Genomic DNA, 16986 nt, shown 5'->3' on the forward strand with positions numbered 1-16986 from the left:
CGGCATGGAGTTTCTGCATCCCCCAGGCTGGCTGGAGCCCCGCGGCTACGCCAACGGCATCATGACGGAGATGAAGGTGGGCAGCCGCCTGCTATTCGTGGGCGGCCAGGTCGGCTGGAATGAGCGGCAGGAGTTCGAAACCGACGACTTCGCCGAACAGGTGGGCCAGGCCCTGAAGAACATCGTCGCCATTCTGAAAGAGGGCGGCGCCGGCCCGCAGCACATCACGCGCATGACCTGGTATGTGTGCGACAAGCGGGAGTACGTTGCGGCCTTGCGGCAAGTCGGCCAGCACTACCGCGACATCATAGGCCGCCATTTTCCGGCCATGACGGCCGTGCAGGTGGCCGACCTGGTCGAAGACCGGGCCCGCGTCGAAATCGAGGTCACCGCCGTCGTTCCGCCGCCGGATTGACCGCCCCGGAGCCTTCCCCGGGGGCGGGGCACCGGAAACCCGGCTGCATCCGCCCGACGGAGCCGATCTTAAAGCTTGGCGAAGACTTCCTCGGCCGCATCCAGCGTCGCCTGGATGGTTGCATCGTCGTGCGCGGCGGAAACGAATCCGGCCTCGAACGCCGACGGGGCGAAGTACACGCCCTTGACCAGCATGGCGTGAAAGAATCGCTTGAAGCGCTCCACGTCGCTTTGCGCCACTTCGTCGAAGGTGGTGGGCACGGTCTCGCGGAAGTAGATGCCGAACATGCCGCCGACGTGGTCGCTGCACATCGGGATGCCGGCCGCGGCGGCGCGCTGGGCCAGGCCTTCGGCCAGCTTGCGCGTCTGTATGTCCAGGCGCTCGTAGAATCCGGGCTCGGCCAGCAGCTTCAGGGTGGTCAGGCCCGCCGCAACCGCCACGGGGTTGCCCGATAGCGTGCCGGCCTGATATACGCCGCCCAGGGGGGCGATGTGCTCCATGATGTCGGCGCGGCCGCCGAACGCGCCCACCGGCATGCCGCCGCCTATGACCTTGGCCAGCGTGGTCAGGTCGGGGGTCACGCCGGTCAGGCCTTGCACGCCTTGCGGCCCGGCGCGGAAGCCGGTCATCACTTCGTCGAAAATCAGCAGGGCGCCGTGCCGCGTGCACAGCGCGCGCAGGCCTTCCAGGAAACCGGGGGCCGGCTTGACCAGGTTCATGTTGCCCGCGATGGGTTCCACGATCACGCAGGCGATCTCGGCGCCGTACTGCTGGAAGGCGGCTTCGACGGATTCCAGCTTGTTGAAGTCCAGGACCAGCGTGTGCTGTATGAACTCGGGCGGTACGCCGGCCGAGGTGGGGTTGCCGAAGGTCAGCAGTCCAGAGCCGGCCTTGACCAGCAGGCTGTCGGCGTGGCCGTGGTAGCAGCCCTCGAACTTGATGATCTTCGGGCGGCCGGTGACGCCGCGCGCCAGGCGGATGGCGGTCATCGTCGCTTCGGTGCCCGAGCTGACCAGGCGGACTTTTTCAATCGAGGGCATGCGGGCGGCAATCGCTTCGGCGATCTCGATCTCGGCTTCGGTGGGCGCCCCGAAAGACAGCCCGTCCTTGGCCGCCTCCTGGACGGCGCGTATGACCTCGGGATGCGCATGCCCCAGAATGGCCGGACCCCAGGAACCGACGTAGTCGATATAGCGCGTGTCGTCCGCGTCCCACATATACGGGCCCTGTGCCCGCTTGATGAAGCGCGGCGCGCCGCCCACCGATCGGAATGCCCGGACGGGCGAGTTGACGCCGCCGGGTATCGTCTGGCAGGCGCGGTCGAATAATTGAGTATTGCGGGACATGATTCTGGATTCTTGCGGAAAAAGGGAAATACAGACTATAGGACATTAAGCGCTCGTGTTCAGGCGTCCGGCCTGCTTGCACTGTGCGCTAGGTGAACAGGGCCGCGCAGCGCGACGCGGTCGCCTGGATGTCCTCGCTTTCGAACAGGCCGCTGATCAGCGCAATGCTGTCGGCGCCGGCATGGACGACGGGGGCGGCGTTTTCGGCCGTGATGCCTCCTATGGCGACCACGGCCGGGCGGGGCCGGGCCGGCCGGCTTTCGGCCAGCATGCGGCCCTGCTCGATGTGCTCCAGCGTCGCGCGCACGGCTTGCGGCTTCACGCTGGAAGGGTATACGGCGCCGAAGGCGACATAGTCGGCGCCGGCATCGAGGGCCAGGGCAGCCAGCGCTGGTTCGTTATAGCAGGATGCGCCGATGATTTTTTCGGGGCCCAGCGCCAGGCGGGCCTGCGCCATGCCGCCGTCCTCGCGGCCCAGGTGCACGCCGTCGGCGTCTATCAGCGCGGCCAGCCGCCAATCGTCATTGACGATGCAGGCCACGTCCAGCTCGCGGCATAGGGCGGCCACGCGGCGGACCTGCGCCAGCCCATCTTGCGCCGTTGCGGTTTTGCGGCGCCATTGCAAGGCCGACATGCCGCCCAGCGCGGCGGCGCGTATGGCCTCCAGCAGCCTGTCGGTGTCGTCCCATTCGGGCGTGACGCCATACAGGCCCTTGGGAAATCGTAATGGATGGCTCATGGCGAAGACCTGTTGATCAGAAGATGGCCCATGCCGGGCTGGAAGGTCCGCCCGGCCAGCGGCTCAGCCAGCGCGATGGCGGCATCGACCGCTGCGGGGACGTCCAGGCCCCTGGCCAGCTGGGCTGTGATGGCGCAAGCCAGGGGGCCGTCGGCATCGGCCAGCCGCGCGGCGGGCGCCTGCCGGTTCCAACTGCCGGTCTCGCTGTGCCGGCCCTGAAGCAAGTGGCTGCCAAGGCCGGGGCGCAGGGGCGCGCCGGTGCTCAGCACCCATTTGGCCCCATAATCCAGAAGAGCCTGAGCGGGCGTATCGGCGTCCATGCCCGAAAACATGCCTTCCGATTGCCACTGCTCCAGCAGCTTATGGTCGACGACCGCCACATCGGTTTGCGGCAGCAGCAGTTCGAACAGGGCCAGCTGCACATCTTCGGCGTCTCCGCCCTCCAGCAGCGACTCGTCGGGCGCGGGCCCCAGGTGCAGGACCAGGGGAACATGGCTGTAATCGGCCGCTATCTGAGCGAGTACACTTACCGATTCCGTTGTATAAAGTGGCCCGACCTTGATCGCGTGCACGGTCATGTCTTCGAGCAGGCAGCGCGCCTGGTCGTCGATGAGCTCGGGCGACACGGGCTGGATTTCCTCGGTGCTGGCCGTGTCCCGCACCAGGATGGCGGTCAGCGTGCCCAGGGCATGGCAACCCATGGCGGCACAGGTAACCGTGTCGGCAGGCAGGCTACTCGATCCGCTGGGATCGAAAGGGCCGAAAATAAGTATCAGTGGCGGGTTTGGAGCTTGCACGTATCAGCGATCGGTTAAAGTCTGCACTGTTTCAGCCTGGCGTCGAGTGCGGGGCTATTGGGTTTAGTAACATTGACCCCATTCTAATGGAAGCGTTCGGAGTTCGTCGGATTCCGGATTTGTAAATTTCAGTGAGTAAGAAAAAATGCGTACCTGGATGTGTTTGATTTGCGGTTGGATATATGATGAAGAGGCAGGATTGCCCGAAGAGGGAATTGCCCCCGGCACCCGCTGGGAAGATGTGCCTCCCAACTGGGTCTGCCCCGAATGCGGCGCCCGCAAGGAAGATTTCGAGCTGATCGAGGTATAAGCCCACAGGCGCCGATGCTGCAATTTTTGGATCCAGGAGGCCGAGCCATGAACACATCCGCCAAGCGTCCCGAAACGGAATCGAGCGCCGATCTGTCCCAGCAGCTTTTGCTGGCCATGCCCGGCAAGGTCTCCGGCAATCTGGCCAACACTGTCATTTACGTCTGCGAACACACGGGGCATGGGGCGCTGGGCCTGGTCATCAACAGGCCTACCGATATCACCGTGGGCGATCTCCTGAAGCGCATCGACCTGGACCTTTCCCTGGAAACCGGTCCCGTCCAGGACTTTCCGGTGTTCTTCGGCGGCCCGGTGCAGACGGACAGGGGGTTCGTCCTGCATGCGCCGGTGGGTGGATACAGTTCCAGCATCCAGTTGGGCGACGTGGCCCTGACCACCTCGCGCGATATCCTGCAGGACGTCGCAAAGGGCAAGGGGCCGGCCCAGCTGCTTGTCACCCTGGGCTACGCCGGATGGGGCGCGGGCCAGCTGGAAAGCGAGATGTCCCAGAACGCCTGGCTGAATGTGGCGGCCAGCAACGACATCCTGTTCGAGACGCCTTTTGAAGACCGCTACGGGATGGCGCTTAGCCAACTGGGCATCGATCCGCTCATGCTGACGGGCGATGCGGGCCATGCCTGAGCAGACCCTGCTGGCGTTCGACTACGGAACGAAAAAGATAGGCGTGGCCATAGGCAATACATTGACCGGACAGGCCCGGCCCCTGGAAATCCTGACGTCCGTGCAGCGCGACCGGCGCTTTGCCGACATCGAACAACTACTTGCCGCGTGGCAGCCGGACAAGGTCATCGTCGGCCTTCCCCTGGCGTCCGACGGCGGCGAACAATACGCCAGCTTGCGGTGCCGCCGCTTCGCCAATCAATTGCGCGGCCGCTTCGGCGTGCAGGTCGAGCTGGTCGACGAGCGCGGATCCAGCATGGAGGCGCAGCAGATGCTGGGCACGCATGCGGCCGACGATGCCATGGCCGCCATGGTGATATTGCAGCGCTACCTGGACGCGCTGGCCCGATCCGGAAATTCTTCACAGAGAGAATGATTTGAGCGTACTGCGTTTTTCATTGCGCGCCGTCCTTGTGGCGCTTTGGATCATCCTGGGCTTATTGTCCGTCAGCATCGTCTTTCCCCTGGCTTCCTTGCACATCCGTTCATGCATGACCCTGCACTGGTCGCGCATGCTGATGCGTTTGTGCGGGGTCGCGCTGTGCATCCGGGGCGAACCTAGGCGCGCCGGGCCCGTGCTATGGGTGGCCAATCACGTGTCCTGGGTCGATATCTTCGTGCTGAACAGCGTGCGTCCCACCTCCTTCGTGGCCAAGAGCGACATACGGCGCTGGCCGGTGCTGGGCTGGCTGGTGGCCGGCGCCGGCACGGTGTTCATCGAGCGGGGGCATCGCCATGCGGTCCGGGCGGTGGGCCACCAGATGAAGGCGCGCTTCGGTCAGGGTGAAGTCGTGGGCCTGTTTCCCGAAGGCACCACGTCCAGCGGCTTCGATGTCGCTCCATTCCATTCCAGCCTGTTCGACGCGGCCATCCGGGCCCATGTCGATATCCAGCCGGTGGCCCTGCGCTTCACGCATCGCGGCAGGCGCAGCGACTATGCCGCCTTCGTGGGCGAACAGAACCTGATGCAGAATCTGTGGTGCCTGCTGGGAACGACCGGTGTCGCGGTCGAATTGGTCTTCCTGCCGGTCATGGACAGCCGGCATTGTGAAGACGAGGGGCGCGCCAAGGTGGCGTCCGCGGCGCACCACGCCATACGCAGCGCCGTCACGGATCCCGCCTGATCCAGGGGCTTCCAGCGCCGGGGCGCTTAATGCTGCGCCTGATACTGGGCGCAGGGTATCTGAACCAATAGCTGGTCATGCAGGCGCAAGGCCGTCAGCTGGCGGCCCCAGACGCAGCCTGTATCAAGGCAGATGACGTCGGGGCGGATCAGCAGGCCCAGCGTCGACCAGTGTCCGAAGACCACGGTCTCGTCCTGGATGGCGCGGCCGGGCACGTCGAACCAGGGCATGAGCCCGTCGTCGCCGTGCGATGGGGCGCCCTTGTGCGAGAACTCCATATGCCCATGCCCGTCGCACATGCGCATTCGCGTCAAGGCGTTGATGATGACGCGCAGGCGCTTGCCGCCGCTGAGATCATCCTTCCAGTGCGAGGGGTCGTTGCCATACATGCTGTGCAGCATTTTTTTCCAGTCGGGGCCGCGCAGGGCCGACTCCACTTCGGCGGCCAGTTCCAGCGTTTTGTTCACGTCCCATTTGGCCAGAACCCCGGCATGGACCAGCAGATGGCCTTGCTCGTAGTGCGCAAGAGGGCAGTGGCGCAGCCAGTCGATGAGCTCCTGGGCATCGGGCGCCCGCAAGATGTCGTCGATGGTGTCGGATTTTCCCGGTTTCTTGACGCCGGCCGCCACGGCCAGCAAATGCAGGTCGTGATTGCCCAGGACGGAGATGGCGCGGTCGCCCAGCTCCATGACGGTCTTCAATGTGCCCAGGGAGTCGGGGCCGCGGTTGATCAGGTCGCCCGCAAACCAGAAGCGGGCTTGCGGATCGCGGGCGATTTCGGGGTGTGCAAGCAGCGCTTGCAGCGGCTCGCGGCAGCCTTGCAGGTCGCCTATCATCCAGATGCCGGGTACCGATGTCATGCTGCCGATTTGCTCCAGGGCCAGCGAGTCTGGTTGAATCGCCGGACGTTATGCTGATTTTCCATGAGAATGAGGGCGCCCAGGGCGATGCCCAGCGCGCCCAGGTTGGGAACCAGGGCGGTCACCCAGGGCGCCCATTTGCTGAGCATGCCCACATTCAGGGCAAGCTGGTTCAGCATGAAAAAGCCCACGCCCAGCAGAATGCCGATGAACACCTTGCTGCCCACGCCGCCGCGCCGCGTCTGCATGAAGCCGATGGGAGCGGCAATGGTGATCATGACCAGCAAGGTGAAGGGATAGGCCATCTTGCGCCAAAGGGCCACGACCTGCCGTTCGGTCTGCAGCTGGTTGCTTTCCAGATAGCCGATGTAGTCCACCAGGTCGAGTATCGACATCCGTTCGGGCGTCAGGATGCGCGCGATGAGCCGCTCCGGCGTCAACGTGGTGTTCAGGACGCGGCTTTCCTGGGTTTCGATGCGCGTAAGGGGCGCATCCGGCTTCTGGGCATTGGCCAGGGCGGACACCGATCCCGCGTCGATATGGGTCTGGGTTACCCCGTCCAGCACCAGGGTGCCTTTGGTGAAATGGCCTTCACGGGCCTGCGACACCGACGCCAGTTCCTGCCCCGCATGGAACTCGTACAGGGTGATGCCCGCCACGCCGCCGCTGGATTTCAGTTCGGCGATATTGATGATGCGGGTGCCGCCGCCGGCATCGGCCTCTTTGAACCAGTAGCCGCTGTTCAGCCGGCTGCCTCCCGACCTGCCCAGCAAGGACAGGCTGGCCTCGCTGCTTTTGATTTCGGCCGCGGGCGTGACGATCTCGGACAGGAAAAACGCGCCCACGACCAAAGGGATGGTGACCAGCCACAGCATGGCCATCAGCTTCATGCCGCTGACCCCCGATACGCGCAGGATGACCAGTTCATTGCGCTGCGCCAGCCCCGCCAGCGCAAGGATGGCGCCGATCAGCAGGCCTATGGGCAGCAGGTCGTACAGGCGGGTGGGCAGGGCCAGCGCCTGCATGTAGAAAAGGTTGAGCAGCGTGAATTTCGTGCCGACGTTGTCCAGTTCCTCGATGAGGGCGAAGAACGTGAAGAGCCCGATCAGCGCCAGCAGGACGACGGCGCTGGAGCGGTAGATTTCGCGGGCGAGGTAGCGGCGGGCGGTGCGCATCGATATGCTTGAGGCCTGAATCAAACGGCGAATGGAAAATGCAAGCTTAACATTTGCGGACGGCGCGGCGGCCGTTTTACTTCGGGATTTCCACCATGTGCATGCGTTTTTGTATGGTGGCGGCGCGCGAGCGCAGGTAGCGTGTGCCGCGGTGCGCGTCGTAATAGGCCGGGTTGGGCAGCATGGCGGCCAGCGTGGCGGCCTGGTACTGGCTCAGGCGAGCCGCGTCCGTCTTGTAGTAGTGGCGGGCGGCGGCCTGCGCGCCGAACACGTTGGTGCCCCACTGGGCCACGTTCAGATACAGTTCCAGTATGCGCTCCTTGCTCATGACGAACTCGATCATGTAGGTCAGGACGAGTTCCTGGCCTTTGCGCCAGTACGAGCGCGAACTGGACAGGAAGAGGTTCTTCGCCAGCTGCTGCGTAATGGTGGATCCGCCCCGCCTCTTGCTGCCCCCCCGGTCCGCCTGTTTCCGGTTGTATTCCCAGGCCTTGCGTATGGCATCCCATTCCACGCCTTCGTGATCCGTGAAATTGGCGTCTTCCGAGGCCACCACGGCGCGCTTCAGGTTCTTGCTGATGCCCTCGTAAGGCACCCAGCGATATTCGAGTTCGGCCCGCGGATCCGATGCCCGCAATTGGTTCAGCGTGGCGTTCATGAAAGCACTGCTCCCGGGATTGCGCATGCTTAGCCATATCACCATGACGAGCAGGCCGAACTGGTAGAGCAGCAGCGCCGCGAAGCCCAGCAGCAGAGTGGCGACTATCAGCTTGGCCTTGTTTATTTTTCTGGCGGTCATGGCTCAAGTATAGTGAAGCTCGCGGCGCAGGGCCTCCAGTACCGGCTGCACGTCGGGCATCAGGCCATGCCATATACGGAAGGCGGCGGCGGCCTGGCCGACCAGCATGCCCAGGCCGTCCGCCGCATGCGCGGCGCCCTGGTCGCGGGCCTGCCGCAGGAAGGCGGTGGGCGCGGCGGCATACACCATGTCGTAGGCCAAGGCCCCTTGGGCATACAGGCCGGGGGGCAGTTCGGGCGGCGTGTCGTGCAGGCTGCCGGACGTGGCGTTGATGACGATATCCCATTGGCCGCCCGCCTCATCCAGGCCGCCGGCGCCGAGCCTGTCCGCCAGCGCGGGCAGTTGCTCCACGGCATGGGCGCGCAGGCCGTGGGCGCGCGCCGCCGTGCGGTTCACGACGCGCAGCCGGGCGCAGCCCGCGTCCATCAGCGGCAGCACCACACCCTTGGCGGCGCCTCCGGCCCCGACCAGCAGCACACTTTTCCCTTTTGGGCCATGGCCCAGCCGTTCCAGATCCGTCAGCAGGCCCACGCCGTCGGTATTGCACCCGTGCAATCGGCCGTCCCGCATCCACAGCGTATTCACGGCGCCGGCCAGGCGGGCGCGTTCCGACAGATGGGCGCGGGCCAGCTCGAAGGCCTGCTCTTTGAAAGGCACGGTTATGTTCAAGCCCGCGCCGCCCTGGCCGAAGAACTCGTGCACGGTCTGGGCGAAGCCGTCCAGGGGAGCCAGGATCTTCTCGTACGTCAGGTCGATGGCTGCCTGACGCCCGAACGTCTGGTGAATGAAGGGGGATCGGCTTTGGGCGATGGGATGGCCCACGACGCCGTAGCGTTTCGGTGTCCCGGAAGAACTCATGGAGTGGCGGTTTCCAGTTTCTGGTTGACGAAATTCCAGGTACGCGTGATGGCAAGCACGTCGGTCCTGGCGGCAATGGCCGCGGGCAGCGGCGGAAAGGGAGCGGCCAACTGCACAATGCGCGAGGCGGCCAGATTGAGCACGGCATGGCTGGACGGCCGGTCGATTTCGATGCGCTCCAGCGAGCCGTCCCGGCGGATGTACACCGTCAATTGCAGGCTGCCGTACACCTTGCCGCGCGCCTGGTCGGGATAGTGCTCGGTGCCCAGCAGCTCTATCTTCTTGCGCCAGGCTTCGACATACTCGGCATAGTCCACCGCCTTGGTGGATGGCCCGGTGAACTGCCGACGGGGCTGGGCGTTGTATCGCTCTATGCGTTCCTTCAGCGCGCTGATCTGTGCATTCAGTATCAGGCTTTCCTGATGACGGGAGTCGGCGCCGGGATCGTTGGACTGCTCGAACAAATCGGGCTGCTTGCGCTCCGGCCGGGTCTTCTGTTCGGACATCAACTGCGTGAACAGGCGCTCCTGTTCGGCCTCCAGCTCTTCCTGCCGCTTGCGCAAGGCGGCCAGCACCACTTCATCGGCCGACTCGGCCGCCGTGCGCGGCAAGGGCGAAGCAGCCTGGCCCACCGCGGCTTCGCCTCCGCCGTTCAGCGCATTCTGCGCCAGCATCCTGGGCTGTATCGGCGCGGCCTCGCTGCGGGCATTGACCAGCGTCACCTCCAGGGTGGAGGACTGGGGCGGGGGCGCCGGAGGCGCGACGAAGTGCACCGTCAGCGCGGCGGCGTGGATGGCCAGCGACAAGACCAGCGCGATGCGCAGGTAATCGTTGCGGGGCGCATGCAGCCCCGGCGGGACGGAAGGCATGGGCATGTTCGTTTGGCCTGGGGCCTGTTAACGTGGAAAGGCCCTAGGGCCGGCTCGATGGCTCAGGCGGCGGCGACTTCGCGCAGCCTGCAATCCAGTTCAAGGGCAAGTTCGTCGAATCCAAGAATATCCAAAGTCACTATCTGGCCGCGCTCGAGTTCGGGCAGTGCGGGAACCCGGGTCACCAGCGGCGCGCAATCCAGGCGCACGAGGTCGTCGCGCAGCACAGTGGCCTGGACGGTCCGCATACCCTGTTGCTCCAGCCAGCGCATGCACCAATAGCGCTCCATGGAGGATTGATAGTCGCCCCAGGCCGCATACTGGGAATCGAAGGCGCCGATGATGGCGAACAGGTCGGCGTCCTTGGGCTTGAAGGGCGCCACCAGGCGGGCCGAGACGCCATGCTCGGCCGTCGCCAGTATCTGCCATTGGTTGACCAGGTCGACGTAGCGCCGCAGGGGCGAGGTGGACCAGGCATACTGGGGCACACCTATGGCCTCGTGCGGCAGGGCGTGGGTGGACATGCGCACCCGGCCGGCCTGCTGCGAGCGGTAGATGCCCGGTACGCCGTGCTTGGCCAGCAGACCGCCCCAAAGGTTATTGGTCAGGATCATGTATTCGGCGACCAGGCGGTCCAGCGGCGCATTGCGCCGCCGGGGAATCAGGCGCACGGGCGTATCGGGATCGTCGTAGGGGCCATCCAGCGCAAACGAGTACTCGATGCGGTTGTTGTTCTCGGGCTTGCCCCGCAGCTGTTCGCGCTGGGCCGACAGGTGTTGGGCCAGGCGCCATAAAGGGCGCAGCCATTCGCCGTAGGGCAAGGCGCTTCCGGGATCGCTCAGGGCTTCTTCGGTCACCGCCTCGTCCAGTGTGTCGTGGCGCAGGTTCTCGCGCACCTGTATGCGTTCCAGGCGCGTCTCCCAGGAAAGCAGTTCGCCGGTGGCGAGATTGGCTCTTACATACAGCGACAGCGCGGGTCTGGGCTGGCCGGCGTCCAGCGAAAAAGCGCCGATGAGCTCTGTCGGCAGCATGGGTATCTTCAGGCCGGGAATGTAGACCGTGGACATGCGGGCACGGGCCAGCTTGTCGAATTCGCTGTCGCGGGTAACGGCCAGTCCGGGCGCGGCAATGTGTATGCCTATCGTGGCGAGGTCGCCGTCCTGCGCCGACACGGACAGCGCATCGTCGACCTCGATGGTGCTGCTGTCGTCCACGGAATAGGCCGTGACATCGGCCAGCGGCAAGTCCGCGCCCACGCCGCCGAACTCCACCGGCGGGAACTGCGCTCCCTTGGGGAAATAGGCGGACATGAAGCGGTGCTGGTGCAGCGCCAGGGCATGCGGCCAGGCGCCCAGCGACAGCAGCAGCTTCTCGGGGCTGGTGCCCAGCGCGCCTACGGCCGCGTCGAAAGCCTTCCATTCCATGGAGTTCTTGTCCGGCCGGGCCAGCAGCGACTGGGCGACCGCCGCGATCTCCGGCGGCAGCGTGCCGGCGACCATCTGGTCGGTCCACGCCTGCTGCAGGGCGGCCTGCTTCTGTTTCTTCTCGATCGCCGCCAGGGCCGCGGCAAGAATGTCGGGCGGGGCGGGGCGGTAGCAGCCCTTGCCGCGCCGGTGAAAATAGGCGGGCGCGCTGTTCAGCGCAAAAATGACGGCGGCCTTTTCGACCGCGCTGGGCGGGTGGCCGAAATAATCCTGCGCGAATGTGGCCGCGTCGAACTCCTCCTGCGGAGCGCATTCCCAAAGGAAATCGATTTCAAGGGTCTGGGCAAGCGCCTGCCCCTGTTCCAGCAAGGCCGCCGGGGCCGGCTGCTCGAAACTGAACAATACGCTGGCGTTCTTGATCTTGCTGCGCTTGCCTGACTCGGATTCGACCTGCATGGTCGAGTCGCTTTGCGAAAAAACCTTTTCCGCCTTGAAATTTCCGCTGTCTTCGTAAAGAACGTACATAATGATCCGTCGGGATGCGCGGATGCGCATGGGGTGGTGTTTAAAGTGTCAGCTTGCCGGCAGCGCGAACGCCAGGACCTCGGGCAGCCATTGTTCAAAGTCCGAAAGGCCGTGGTCCCCGCCTTCAAGGATGCGGCCCTGGCAGCCCGAGAACCAGTCGGCCATTTCGCGCCAATCCAGCACTTCGTCGCCTTTTGCCGCCAGCAGGTAGTAGCGCTCGGGGTGGGCGGGCCTGCCCACCGCCATCTCCGCCAGTTCGTCCACATACTCTGGCAGGAAAACGAAGGGGTCATCGGAGTGGTACATGGTGTGCTCGCCCACCTGGGTCGCCAAATCCCTTGCGGCATAGACCACCGGGTTCAGGACGATAGCACGGCATTTCCAGCGCTCGGCCAGGCAGGTGGCGTAATAGCCGCCCAGCGAGGAACCCATGATCGCCAGGTCCCTGCCGGGTTCCATGCCGCGCGTCGTCCTGGCCTGCTCGATCAGGTAATCGGCCAGTTCGATGGCCCGCCTGGGGCTTGCGGGCAGCTGAGGGGCGATCCATTCGCCTTCCAGGCCGCGTTCGCGCAGCGCCCCGGCCAGCAGCGTGGCCTTGTGCGATTTGGGCGACGACCGGAAGCCGTGCAGATAAAGAATCATGGCGCGCCTGCCTTTGCGGTTCGAGCCTATAGGCGATCCAGAAGCTTCTGGTGCAGGCCTCCGAATCCGCCGTTGCTCATTACAAGAATCGAGTCGCCGGGCTGCGCCGCCCGGCATATGGCTTCGGCCATTTTATCCAGATCGGAGTAGGCCGTGGCGCGTTCGCCCAATGGCGCCAGCACGGCGGCCGGGTCCCATCCCAGCGCATGCTTGCCTTCGGTGGCGCCATAGCAGAAGACCAGGTCCGCCTGGGCCAGCGCCTCGGGCAGGCGCGCCGCCATGGCGCCCAGCTTCATGGTGTTGGAGCGCGGTTCCAGCACGGCCAGGATGCGCTTGGATCCCAATTGTTTGCGCAGGCCGGCCAGCGTGGTGGCGATGGCGGTGGGATGATGGGCGAAATCGTCGTAGACATCGATGGCGCGCACGGTGCCGCGCAGTTCCATGCGCCGCTTGACGCCCTGGAAGGCCGACAGCGCTTCGATGCCCGCTTGCGGGGCGACGCCCAGGTGCGCCGCCGCCGCCAGGGCGGCCAGGGCGTTCATCGCGTTGTGTTCGCCGGTCAAGGTCCATTGGACCGTGCCCAGGGGGCGGTCGCCGTCCCAGACCTCGAAATGCGAGGCATGACTGCCGGCCCGCGCGCGCCAGCGGCCGCCAGGGCCGAATGTCTGCACCGGGGTCCAGCATCCGCGCTGCAGGACGCGGTCCAGGGCATCGCAGGCGGCGGGACGGACCAGAAGGCCCTGCGCGGGGACGGTGCGCACCAGATGGTGGAACTGGGTTTCTATGGCGGCCAGGTCGGGGAAGATATCGGCGTGGTCGTACTCGAGATTGTTCAATATGGCGGTTCGCGGCCGGTAATGCACGAATTTGGAGCGCTTGTCGAAGAAGGCCGTGTCGTATTCATCGGCTTCGATCACGAACAGCCGGCGGGCGGCTTCGTAGCGCGCGGAAACCTGCAGGCCCGCGGCGATTCCGCCGATCAGGAAATTCGGCTTGTGGCCGGCATGCTCCAGTATCCAGGCCAGTATCGAGCTGGTCGTCGTCTTGCCATGCGTGCCCGCCACGGCCAGCACGTGCTGGCCCTGCAGCACCTGCTCGCCCAGCCATTGGGGGCCCGACACATAGGGCAGCCCCTGGTCCAGTATGGCTTCCATCAGCGGATTGCCGCGCGTCACCACATTGCCCACGACGTACAGGTCGGGCTTCAGGCTCAGTTGGTCGGCCTCGAAGCCTTCGACCAGGACTATGCCCTGCTCTTGCAGCTGCGTGCTCATGGGCGGGTAGACGCCGGCGTCGCAGCCGGTGACGGTGTGTCCGGCCGAGCGCGCGATCAGCGCCAGTCCGCCCATGAACGTGCCGCAGATGCCAAGAATATGTAAGTGCATTTCTATCCTCCGTGGCGTATTGTAGTCAGGAGAGGCCCGTGATCGCGGTGCTATGATGGAAGGGTTTACAGTACCTCTTCGGATTGTTGCTATGAAACGGCGAGACTTTCTACGCCAGGCCGCGCTGGCGGCCGCCGGTTGCGCGGGCCTGTCGGGGCCGTTCTGGTCGGCGCGGGCCGCCGCCTTGCCCCCGGATCCTTTCTACGCCAATACGTTTCCCGGCCTCGACGACAGACAGGTCGGCCTGGATCGCTACCTGGGCAAGCCACTGGTCCTGAATTTCTGGGCTACCTGGTGTCCGCCTTGCGTGAAAGAGATGCCCGACCTGGAGGCCCTGCACCAGAAGCATCGCGATGTGCAGTTCGTGGGCCTGGCCGTCGACACGGCGGCCAATGTCCGCAAGTTCGGCGAAAAGGTACAGGTGTCGTATCCCTTGCTGGTCGCCGGCCACGGCGGCATCAAGCTGATGCGCGATCTGGGCAACAAGAACGGCGGCCTGCCCTTTACGGTTGTTTTCGATAAAGATGGACGCATTTCCCGCCAGATACTCGGCCAGGTGAAGCCCGCGGAACTGGAGCGCCTCATCGGCGAGCTGGCCTGAGCAAGGGCCGCCGGATCACGGCTCAGGGACGCGCCGGCGCTGGCTTTTTAATGGACAAAGACCACTTTTTAGCGTAAAAAGGCGGTCTGTCTTAACAAAACATTCGCAATGGCGCAGCACATCCTAGTCTTGCACGGCCCCAACCTGAATCTGCTCGGCACGCGCGAGCCCGAGGTCTACGGGCGGCATACCTTGGCAGACATCAATCAGCGTCTGGCGCAGCTGGCAACGGAAAGCGGGGCGCGCTGCGTTGCATTCCAAAGCAATCACGAAGGCGAACTGGTCGATCGCATACAGGCCGCGCGCCAGGACCAGACCGATTTCATCATTGTCAATGCCGCGGCCTACACGCACACCAGCGTGGCGCTGCGCGATGCGCTGTGCGCCGTCGAAATTCCATTTGTCGAAGTGCATTTATCCAATGTGCATCAGCGGGAGAGCTTCCGCCATCATTCCTACCTGGCCGACAAGGCGCAAGGGGTGATAGCGGGGCTGGGCATTTTCGGTTACGAAGCCGCCCTGCGTTATGCTTTAGCCAGTTAAGAGCCGCACACGCTCTTTTTTTAACCTTTAATCATTTGCGTTCACCCTGTGCAATGGCAGCGGGGTAATGCACGGGAAGTTGGTATGGACCTAAGAAAACTGAAAACTCTGATCGACCTCGTTGCCGAGTCGGGCATCGCCGAACTCGAGATCACCGAAGGCGAGGGCAAGGTCAGAATCGTCAAATTCTCGCAAACCGTGCAACCCGTCGCCTACGCCGCCCCTCCGGCTCCCGCGGCCGAAGTCGCCGCCCCGGCCGCGGCTCCCGCCGCCGCTCCCGCGGCGCCGGCGGGCCATGCGGTGAAGGCGCCCATGGTGGGCACCTTCTATCGTTCGCCCAATCCGGGCGCGTCTCCCTTTGTGGAAGTCGGCCAGTCGGTCAAGGAAGGCGAGCCGCTGTGCATCATCGAAGCCATGAAGCTCCTTAACGAGATCGAGGCCGACAAGTCCGGCGTCATCAAGGAAATCCTGGTCGAGAACGGCGAGCCCGTCGAATACGGTCAACCCTTGTTTATCATCGGCTAATCCATGTTCGAAAAAATCCTCATTGCCAACCGGGGCGAGATCGCTCTGCGCATCCAGCGCGCATGCCGCGAGCTTGGCATCAAGACCGTGGTGGTGCATTCCGAAGCCGACCGCGACGCCAAGTACGTCCGCCTGTCCGACGAATCGGTCTGCATCGGACCGGCGCCGGCACGCGACAGCTACCTGAACATGCCCGCGCTCATTTCGGCCGCCGAAGTCACCGACTCCGAAGCCATACATCCCGGATACGGCTTCCTGGCTGAAAACGCGGACTTCGCCGAGCGGGTCGAGAAAAGCGGCTTCGTCTTCATCGGCCCCCGTCCGGAATCCATTCGCACCATGGGCGACAAGGTGTGCGCCAAGCAGGCCATGATCGAGGCCGGCGTGCCCGTGGTGCCGGGCTCCGAAGGCGCGCTGCCCGAGGACCCCCAGGAAATCATGCGCATTGCGCGCGAAGTGGGCTATCCCGTCATCATCAAGGCGGCCGGCGGCGGCGGCGGGCGCGGCATGCGCGTGGTGTATACCGAAGCGGCATTGCTGAACGCGGTCGCCATGACCCGCAACGAGGCGGGCGCGGCGTTCAACAATCCGGAAGTCTACCTGGAAAAATTCCTGGAGAATCCCCGCCATATCGAGATCCAGGTGCTGGCCGACGGCGGACGCAATGCCATCTGGCTGGGCGAGCGCGATTGCTCCATGCAGCGGCGCCACCAGAAAGTCATCGAAGAAGCCCCCGCGCCGGGCATTGCGCGCCGCCTGATCGAACGCATCGGCGAGCGCTGCGCGGAAGCCTGCCGCAAGATGAATTACCGCGGCGCCGGCACCTTCGAATTCCTGTACGAAAACGGCGAGTTCTTCTTCATCGAGATGAACACCCGCATCCAGGTCGAGCACACCATCACCGAAATGATCACCGGCATCGACCTGGTGCAGCAGCAGATCCTGATCGCCGCCGGCGAGAAGTTCACGCTGCGCCAGCGCGACGTGCAGCTCAAGGGCCATTCGATCGAATGCCGGATCAACGCCGAAGACCCGTTCAAGTTCACGCCCAGCCCGGGCCGCATCACCAACTGGCACACACCCGGCGGCCCAGGCGTGCGCATGGACTCGCACGTGTTCGCAGGCTATACCGTGCCGCCCAACTACGATTCCATGATCGCCAAGCTCATCACCTATGGCGACACGCGCCAGCAGGCGATTGCGCGCATGGAAATCGCCCTGTCGGAAATGATCGTCGAAGGCGTGCAGACCAATATCCCGCTGCATCGCGAACTGATGCAGGATGCGCGCTTCGTCGAAGGCGGCACCAGCATCCATTACCTGGAACACAAGCTGTCGCAACGGCCCTAGGCCGCGCGGCCGCCTGCTC

The 16986-nt window shown here is 64.6% G+C and carries 20 protein-coding genes; 9 read left to right on the top strand and 11 right to left on the bottom strand.

Annotation, left to right across the window (positions count from 1 at the left end; genetic code table 11):
• The first annotated feature begins 4 nt into the window (after window positions 1–4).
• Complete coding sequence (locus tag OEG81_RS02695) at window positions 5–415, top strand: RidA family protein (protein ID WP_264131182.1); 411 nt, start codon at window positions 5–7, stop codon at window positions 413–415.
• A gap of 68 nt (window positions 416–483) precedes the next feature.
• Here the strand turns inward: OEG81_RS02695 and hemL are convergent, their stop codons facing one another.
• From hemL to thiD, 3 genes are all read right to left on the bottom strand, one after another.
• The gene (gene hemL, locus OEG81_RS02700) at window positions 484–1761 is read right to left on the bottom strand and encodes a glutamate-1-semialdehyde 2,1-aminomutase (protein WP_264131183.1); all 1278 of its coding nucleotides are present in this window, start codon (window positions 1759–1761) and stop codon (window positions 484–486) included.
• Window positions 1762–1849: 88 nt separating this feature from the next.
• A complete protein-coding gene (gene thiE, locus OEG81_RS02705) occupies window positions 1850–2500 on the bottom strand; it encodes a thiamine phosphate synthase (protein ID WP_264131184.1) in 651 nt (216 codons plus the stop codon).
• Complete coding sequence (thiD, locus tag OEG81_RS02710) at window positions 2497–3297, bottom strand: bifunctional hydroxymethylpyrimidine kinase/phosphomethylpyrimidine kinase (protein ID WP_264131185.1); 801 nt, start codon at window positions 3295–3297, stop codon at window positions 2497–2499. The genes thiE and thiD overlap by 4 nt, the downstream gene beginning before the upstream one ends.
• Window positions 3298–3442: 145 nt before the next feature.
• On the opposite strand from thiD, the gene OEG81_RS02715 reads away from it, so the two are divergent.
• From OEG81_RS02715 to OEG81_RS02730, 4 genes are read left to right on the top strand one after another with little or no spacing between them, the layout of a single operon-like run.
• Window positions 3443–3607: a rubredoxin gene (locus OEG81_RS02715; protein ID WP_102068856.1), complete on the top strand. Its 165-nt coding sequence runs from the start codon at window positions 3443–3445 to the stop codon at window positions 3605–3607.
• A gap of 47 nt (window positions 3608–3654) precedes the next feature.
• Window positions 3655–4248: a YqgE/AlgH family protein gene (locus tag OEG81_RS02720; RefSeq protein WP_264131187.1), complete on the top strand. Its 594-nt coding sequence runs from the start codon at window positions 3655–3657 to the stop codon at window positions 4246–4248.
• Window positions 4241–4663: a Holliday junction resolvase RuvX gene (ruvX, locus tag OEG81_RS02725; protein WP_264131188.1), complete on the top strand. Its 423-nt coding sequence runs from the start codon at window positions 4241–4243 to the stop codon at window positions 4661–4663. Before OEG81_RS02720 ends, ruvX begins: the two co-directional genes overlap by 8 nt.
• A 1-nt stretch (window position 4664) precedes the next feature.
• Window positions 4665–5411 carry a lysophospholipid acyltransferase family protein gene (locus OEG81_RS02730; protein WP_264131189.1) on the top strand — a complete coding sequence of 249 codons (747 nt, stop codon included), beginning with the start codon at window positions 4665–4667 and terminating at the stop codon, window positions 5409–5411.
• Window positions 5412–5437: 26 nt separating this feature from the next.
• Here OEG81_RS02730 and OEG81_RS02735 read toward each other — a convergent pair whose 3' ends face one another.
• The 8 genes from OEG81_RS02735 to mpl all read right to left on the bottom strand — a co-directional run bounded on the left by OEG81_RS02735 (window position 5438) and on the right by mpl (window position 13948).
• Complete coding sequence (locus OEG81_RS02735) at window positions 5438–6271, bottom strand: symmetrical bis(5'-nucleosyl)-tetraphosphatase (RefSeq protein ID WP_264131190.1); 834 nt, start codon at window positions 6269–6271, stop codon at window positions 5438–5440.
• A complete protein-coding gene (gene lptG, locus OEG81_RS02740) occupies window positions 6268–7446 on the bottom strand; it encodes an LPS export ABC transporter permease LptG (protein ID WP_264131192.1) in 1179 nt (392 codons plus the stop codon). Before lptG ends, OEG81_RS02735 begins: the two co-directional genes overlap by 4 nt.
• 76 nt (window positions 7447–7522) lie before the next feature.
• Window positions 7523–8245, bottom strand: coding sequence for a monofunctional biosynthetic peptidoglycan transglycosylase (mtgA, locus tag OEG81_RS02745; RefSeq protein WP_264131194.1), 723 nt, complete (start codon window positions 8243–8245; stop codon window positions 7523–7525).
• Between the two features lie 3 nt (window positions 8246–8248).
• Window positions 8249–9103 carry a shikimate dehydrogenase gene (gene aroE / locus OEG81_RS02750; protein WP_264131195.1) on the bottom strand — a complete coding sequence of 285 codons (855 nt, stop codon included), beginning with the start codon at window positions 9101–9103 and terminating at the stop codon, window positions 8249–8251.
• A complete protein-coding gene (locus OEG81_RS02755) occupies window positions 9100–9972 on the bottom strand; it encodes a TonB family protein (protein WP_264131196.1) in 873 nt (290 codons plus the stop codon). The genes aroE and OEG81_RS02755 overlap by 4 nt, the downstream gene beginning before the upstream one ends.
• Window positions 9973–10034: 62 nt before the next feature.
• Window positions 10035–11921, bottom strand: coding sequence for a ribonuclease catalytic domain-containing protein (locus OEG81_RS02760; RefSeq protein ID WP_264131197.1), 1887 nt, complete (start codon window positions 11919–11921; stop codon window positions 10035–10037).
• 48 nt (window positions 11922–11969) lie between these two features.
• On the bottom strand, window positions 11970–12563 hold the full coding sequence (locus tag OEG81_RS02765) for a YqiA/YcfP family alpha/beta fold hydrolase (RefSeq protein WP_264131198.1): 594 nt from the start codon (window positions 12561–12563) through the stop codon (window positions 11970–11972).
• A 26-nt stretch (window positions 12564–12589) separates the two neighbouring features.
• Window positions 12590–13948, bottom strand: coding sequence for a UDP-N-acetylmuramate:L-alanyl-gamma-D-glutamyl-meso-diaminopimelate ligase (gene mpl, locus OEG81_RS02770; RefSeq protein WP_264131200.1), 1359 nt, complete (start codon window positions 13946–13948; stop codon window positions 12590–12592).
• Window positions 13949–14039: 91 nt separating this feature from the next.
• On the opposite strand from mpl, the gene OEG81_RS02775 reads away from it, so the two are divergent.
• The 4 genes from OEG81_RS02775 to accC all read left to right on the top strand — a co-directional run bounded on the left by OEG81_RS02775 (window position 14040) and on the right by accC (window position 16967).
• Window positions 14040–14549: a TlpA family protein disulfide reductase gene (locus OEG81_RS02775; protein WP_264131201.1), complete on the top strand. Its 510-nt coding sequence runs from the start codon at window positions 14040–14042 to the stop codon at window positions 14547–14549.
• A gap of 108 nt (window positions 14550–14657) precedes the next feature.
• The gene (gene aroQ, locus OEG81_RS02780) at window positions 14658–15092 is read left to right on the top strand and encodes a type II 3-dehydroquinate dehydratase (RefSeq protein WP_264131203.1); all 435 of its coding nucleotides are present in this window, start codon (window positions 14658–14660) and stop codon (window positions 15090–15092) included.
• 84 nt (window positions 15093–15176) lie between these two features.
• Entirely contained in the window at window positions 15177–15617 is a 441-nt protein-coding gene (accB, locus tag OEG81_RS02785; RefSeq protein ID WP_264131204.1) for an acetyl-CoA carboxylase biotin carboxyl carrier protein, read from the top strand.
• A 3-nt stretch (window positions 15618–15620) separates the two neighbouring features.
• Entirely contained in the window at window positions 15621–16967 is a 1347-nt protein-coding gene (gene accC, locus OEG81_RS02790) for an acetyl-CoA carboxylase biotin carboxylase subunit (protein ID WP_264131206.1), read from the top strand.
• Window positions 16968–16986: the final 19 nt, after the last annotated feature.

Source organism: Pollutimonas sp. M17 (assembly GCF_025836975.1).
Lineage (GTDB): Bacteria > Pseudomonadota > Gammaproteobacteria > Burkholderiales > Burkholderiaceae_B.

What these genes read in the sequence shown, in the direction of transcription:
- OEG81_RS02735 (WP_264131190.1), bottom strand. Translation starts at nt 6,271, where the DNA reads ATGACATCGGTACCCGGCATCTGGATGATAGGCGACCTGCAAGGCTGC.
- aroQ (WP_264131203.1), top strand. Translation starts at nt 14,658, where the DNA reads ATGGCGCAGCACATCCTAGTCTTGCACGGCCCCAACCTGAATCTGCTC.
- ruvX (WP_264131188.1), top strand. Translation starts at nt 4,241, where the DNA reads ATGCCTGAGCAGACCCTGCTGGCGTTCGACTACGGAACGAAAAAGATA.
- thiE (WP_264131184.1), bottom strand. Translation starts at nt 2,500, where the DNA reads ATGAGCCATCCATTACGATTTCCCAAGGGCCTGTATGGCGTCACGCCC.
- OEG81_RS02695 (WP_264131182.1), top strand. Translation starts at nt 5, where the DNA reads ATGGAGTTTCTGCATCCCCCAGGCTGGCTGGAGCCCCGCGGCTACGCC.
- OEG81_RS02720 (WP_264131187.1), top strand. Translation starts at nt 3,655, where the DNA reads ATGAACACATCCGCCAAGCGTCCCGAAACGGAATCGAGCGCCGATCTG.
- accB (WP_264131204.1), top strand. Translation starts at nt 15,177, where the DNA reads ATGGACCTAAGAAAACTGAAAACTCTGATCGACCTCGTTGCCGAGTCG.
- OEG81_RS02765 (WP_264131198.1), bottom strand. Translation starts at nt 12,563, where the DNA reads ATGATTCTTTATCTGCACGGCTTCCGGTCGTCGCCCAAATCGCACAAG.
- mtgA (WP_264131194.1), bottom strand. Translation starts at nt 8,245, where the DNA reads ATGACCGCCAGAAAAATAAACAAGGCCAAGCTGATAGTCGCCACTCTG.
- lptG (WP_264131192.1), bottom strand. Translation starts at nt 7,446, where the DNA reads ATGCGCACCGCCCGCCGCTACCTCGCCCGCGAAATCTACCGCTCCAGC.
- OEG81_RS02760 (WP_264131197.1), bottom strand. Translation starts at nt 11,921, where the DNA reads ATGTACGTTCTTTACGAAGACAGCGGAAATTTCAAGGCGGAAAAGGTT.
- accC (WP_264131206.1), top strand. Translation starts at nt 15,621, where the DNA reads ATGTTCGAAAAAATCCTCATTGCCAACCGGGGCGAGATCGCTCTGCGC.
- aroE (WP_264131195.1), bottom strand. Translation starts at nt 9,103, where the DNA reads ATGAGTTCTTCCGGGACACCGAAACGCTACGGCGTCGTGGGCCATCCC.
- OEG81_RS02715 (WP_102068856.1), top strand. Translation starts at nt 3,443, where the DNA reads ATGCGTACCTGGATGTGTTTGATTTGCGGTTGGATATATGATGAAGAG.
- hemL (WP_264131183.1), bottom strand. Translation starts at nt 1,761, where the DNA reads ATGTCCCGCAATACTCAATTATTCGACCGCGCCTGCCAGACGATACCC.
- OEG81_RS02755 (WP_264131196.1), bottom strand. Translation starts at nt 9,972, where the DNA reads ATGCCTTCCGTCCCGCCGGGGCTGCATGCGCCCCGCAACGATTACCTG.
- mpl (WP_264131200.1), bottom strand. Translation starts at nt 13,948, where the DNA reads ATGCACTTACATATTCTTGGCATCTGCGGCACGTTCATGGGCGGACTG.
- OEG81_RS02775 (WP_264131201.1), top strand. Translation starts at nt 14,040, where the DNA reads ATGAAACGGCGAGACTTTCTACGCCAGGCCGCGCTGGCGGCCGCCGGT.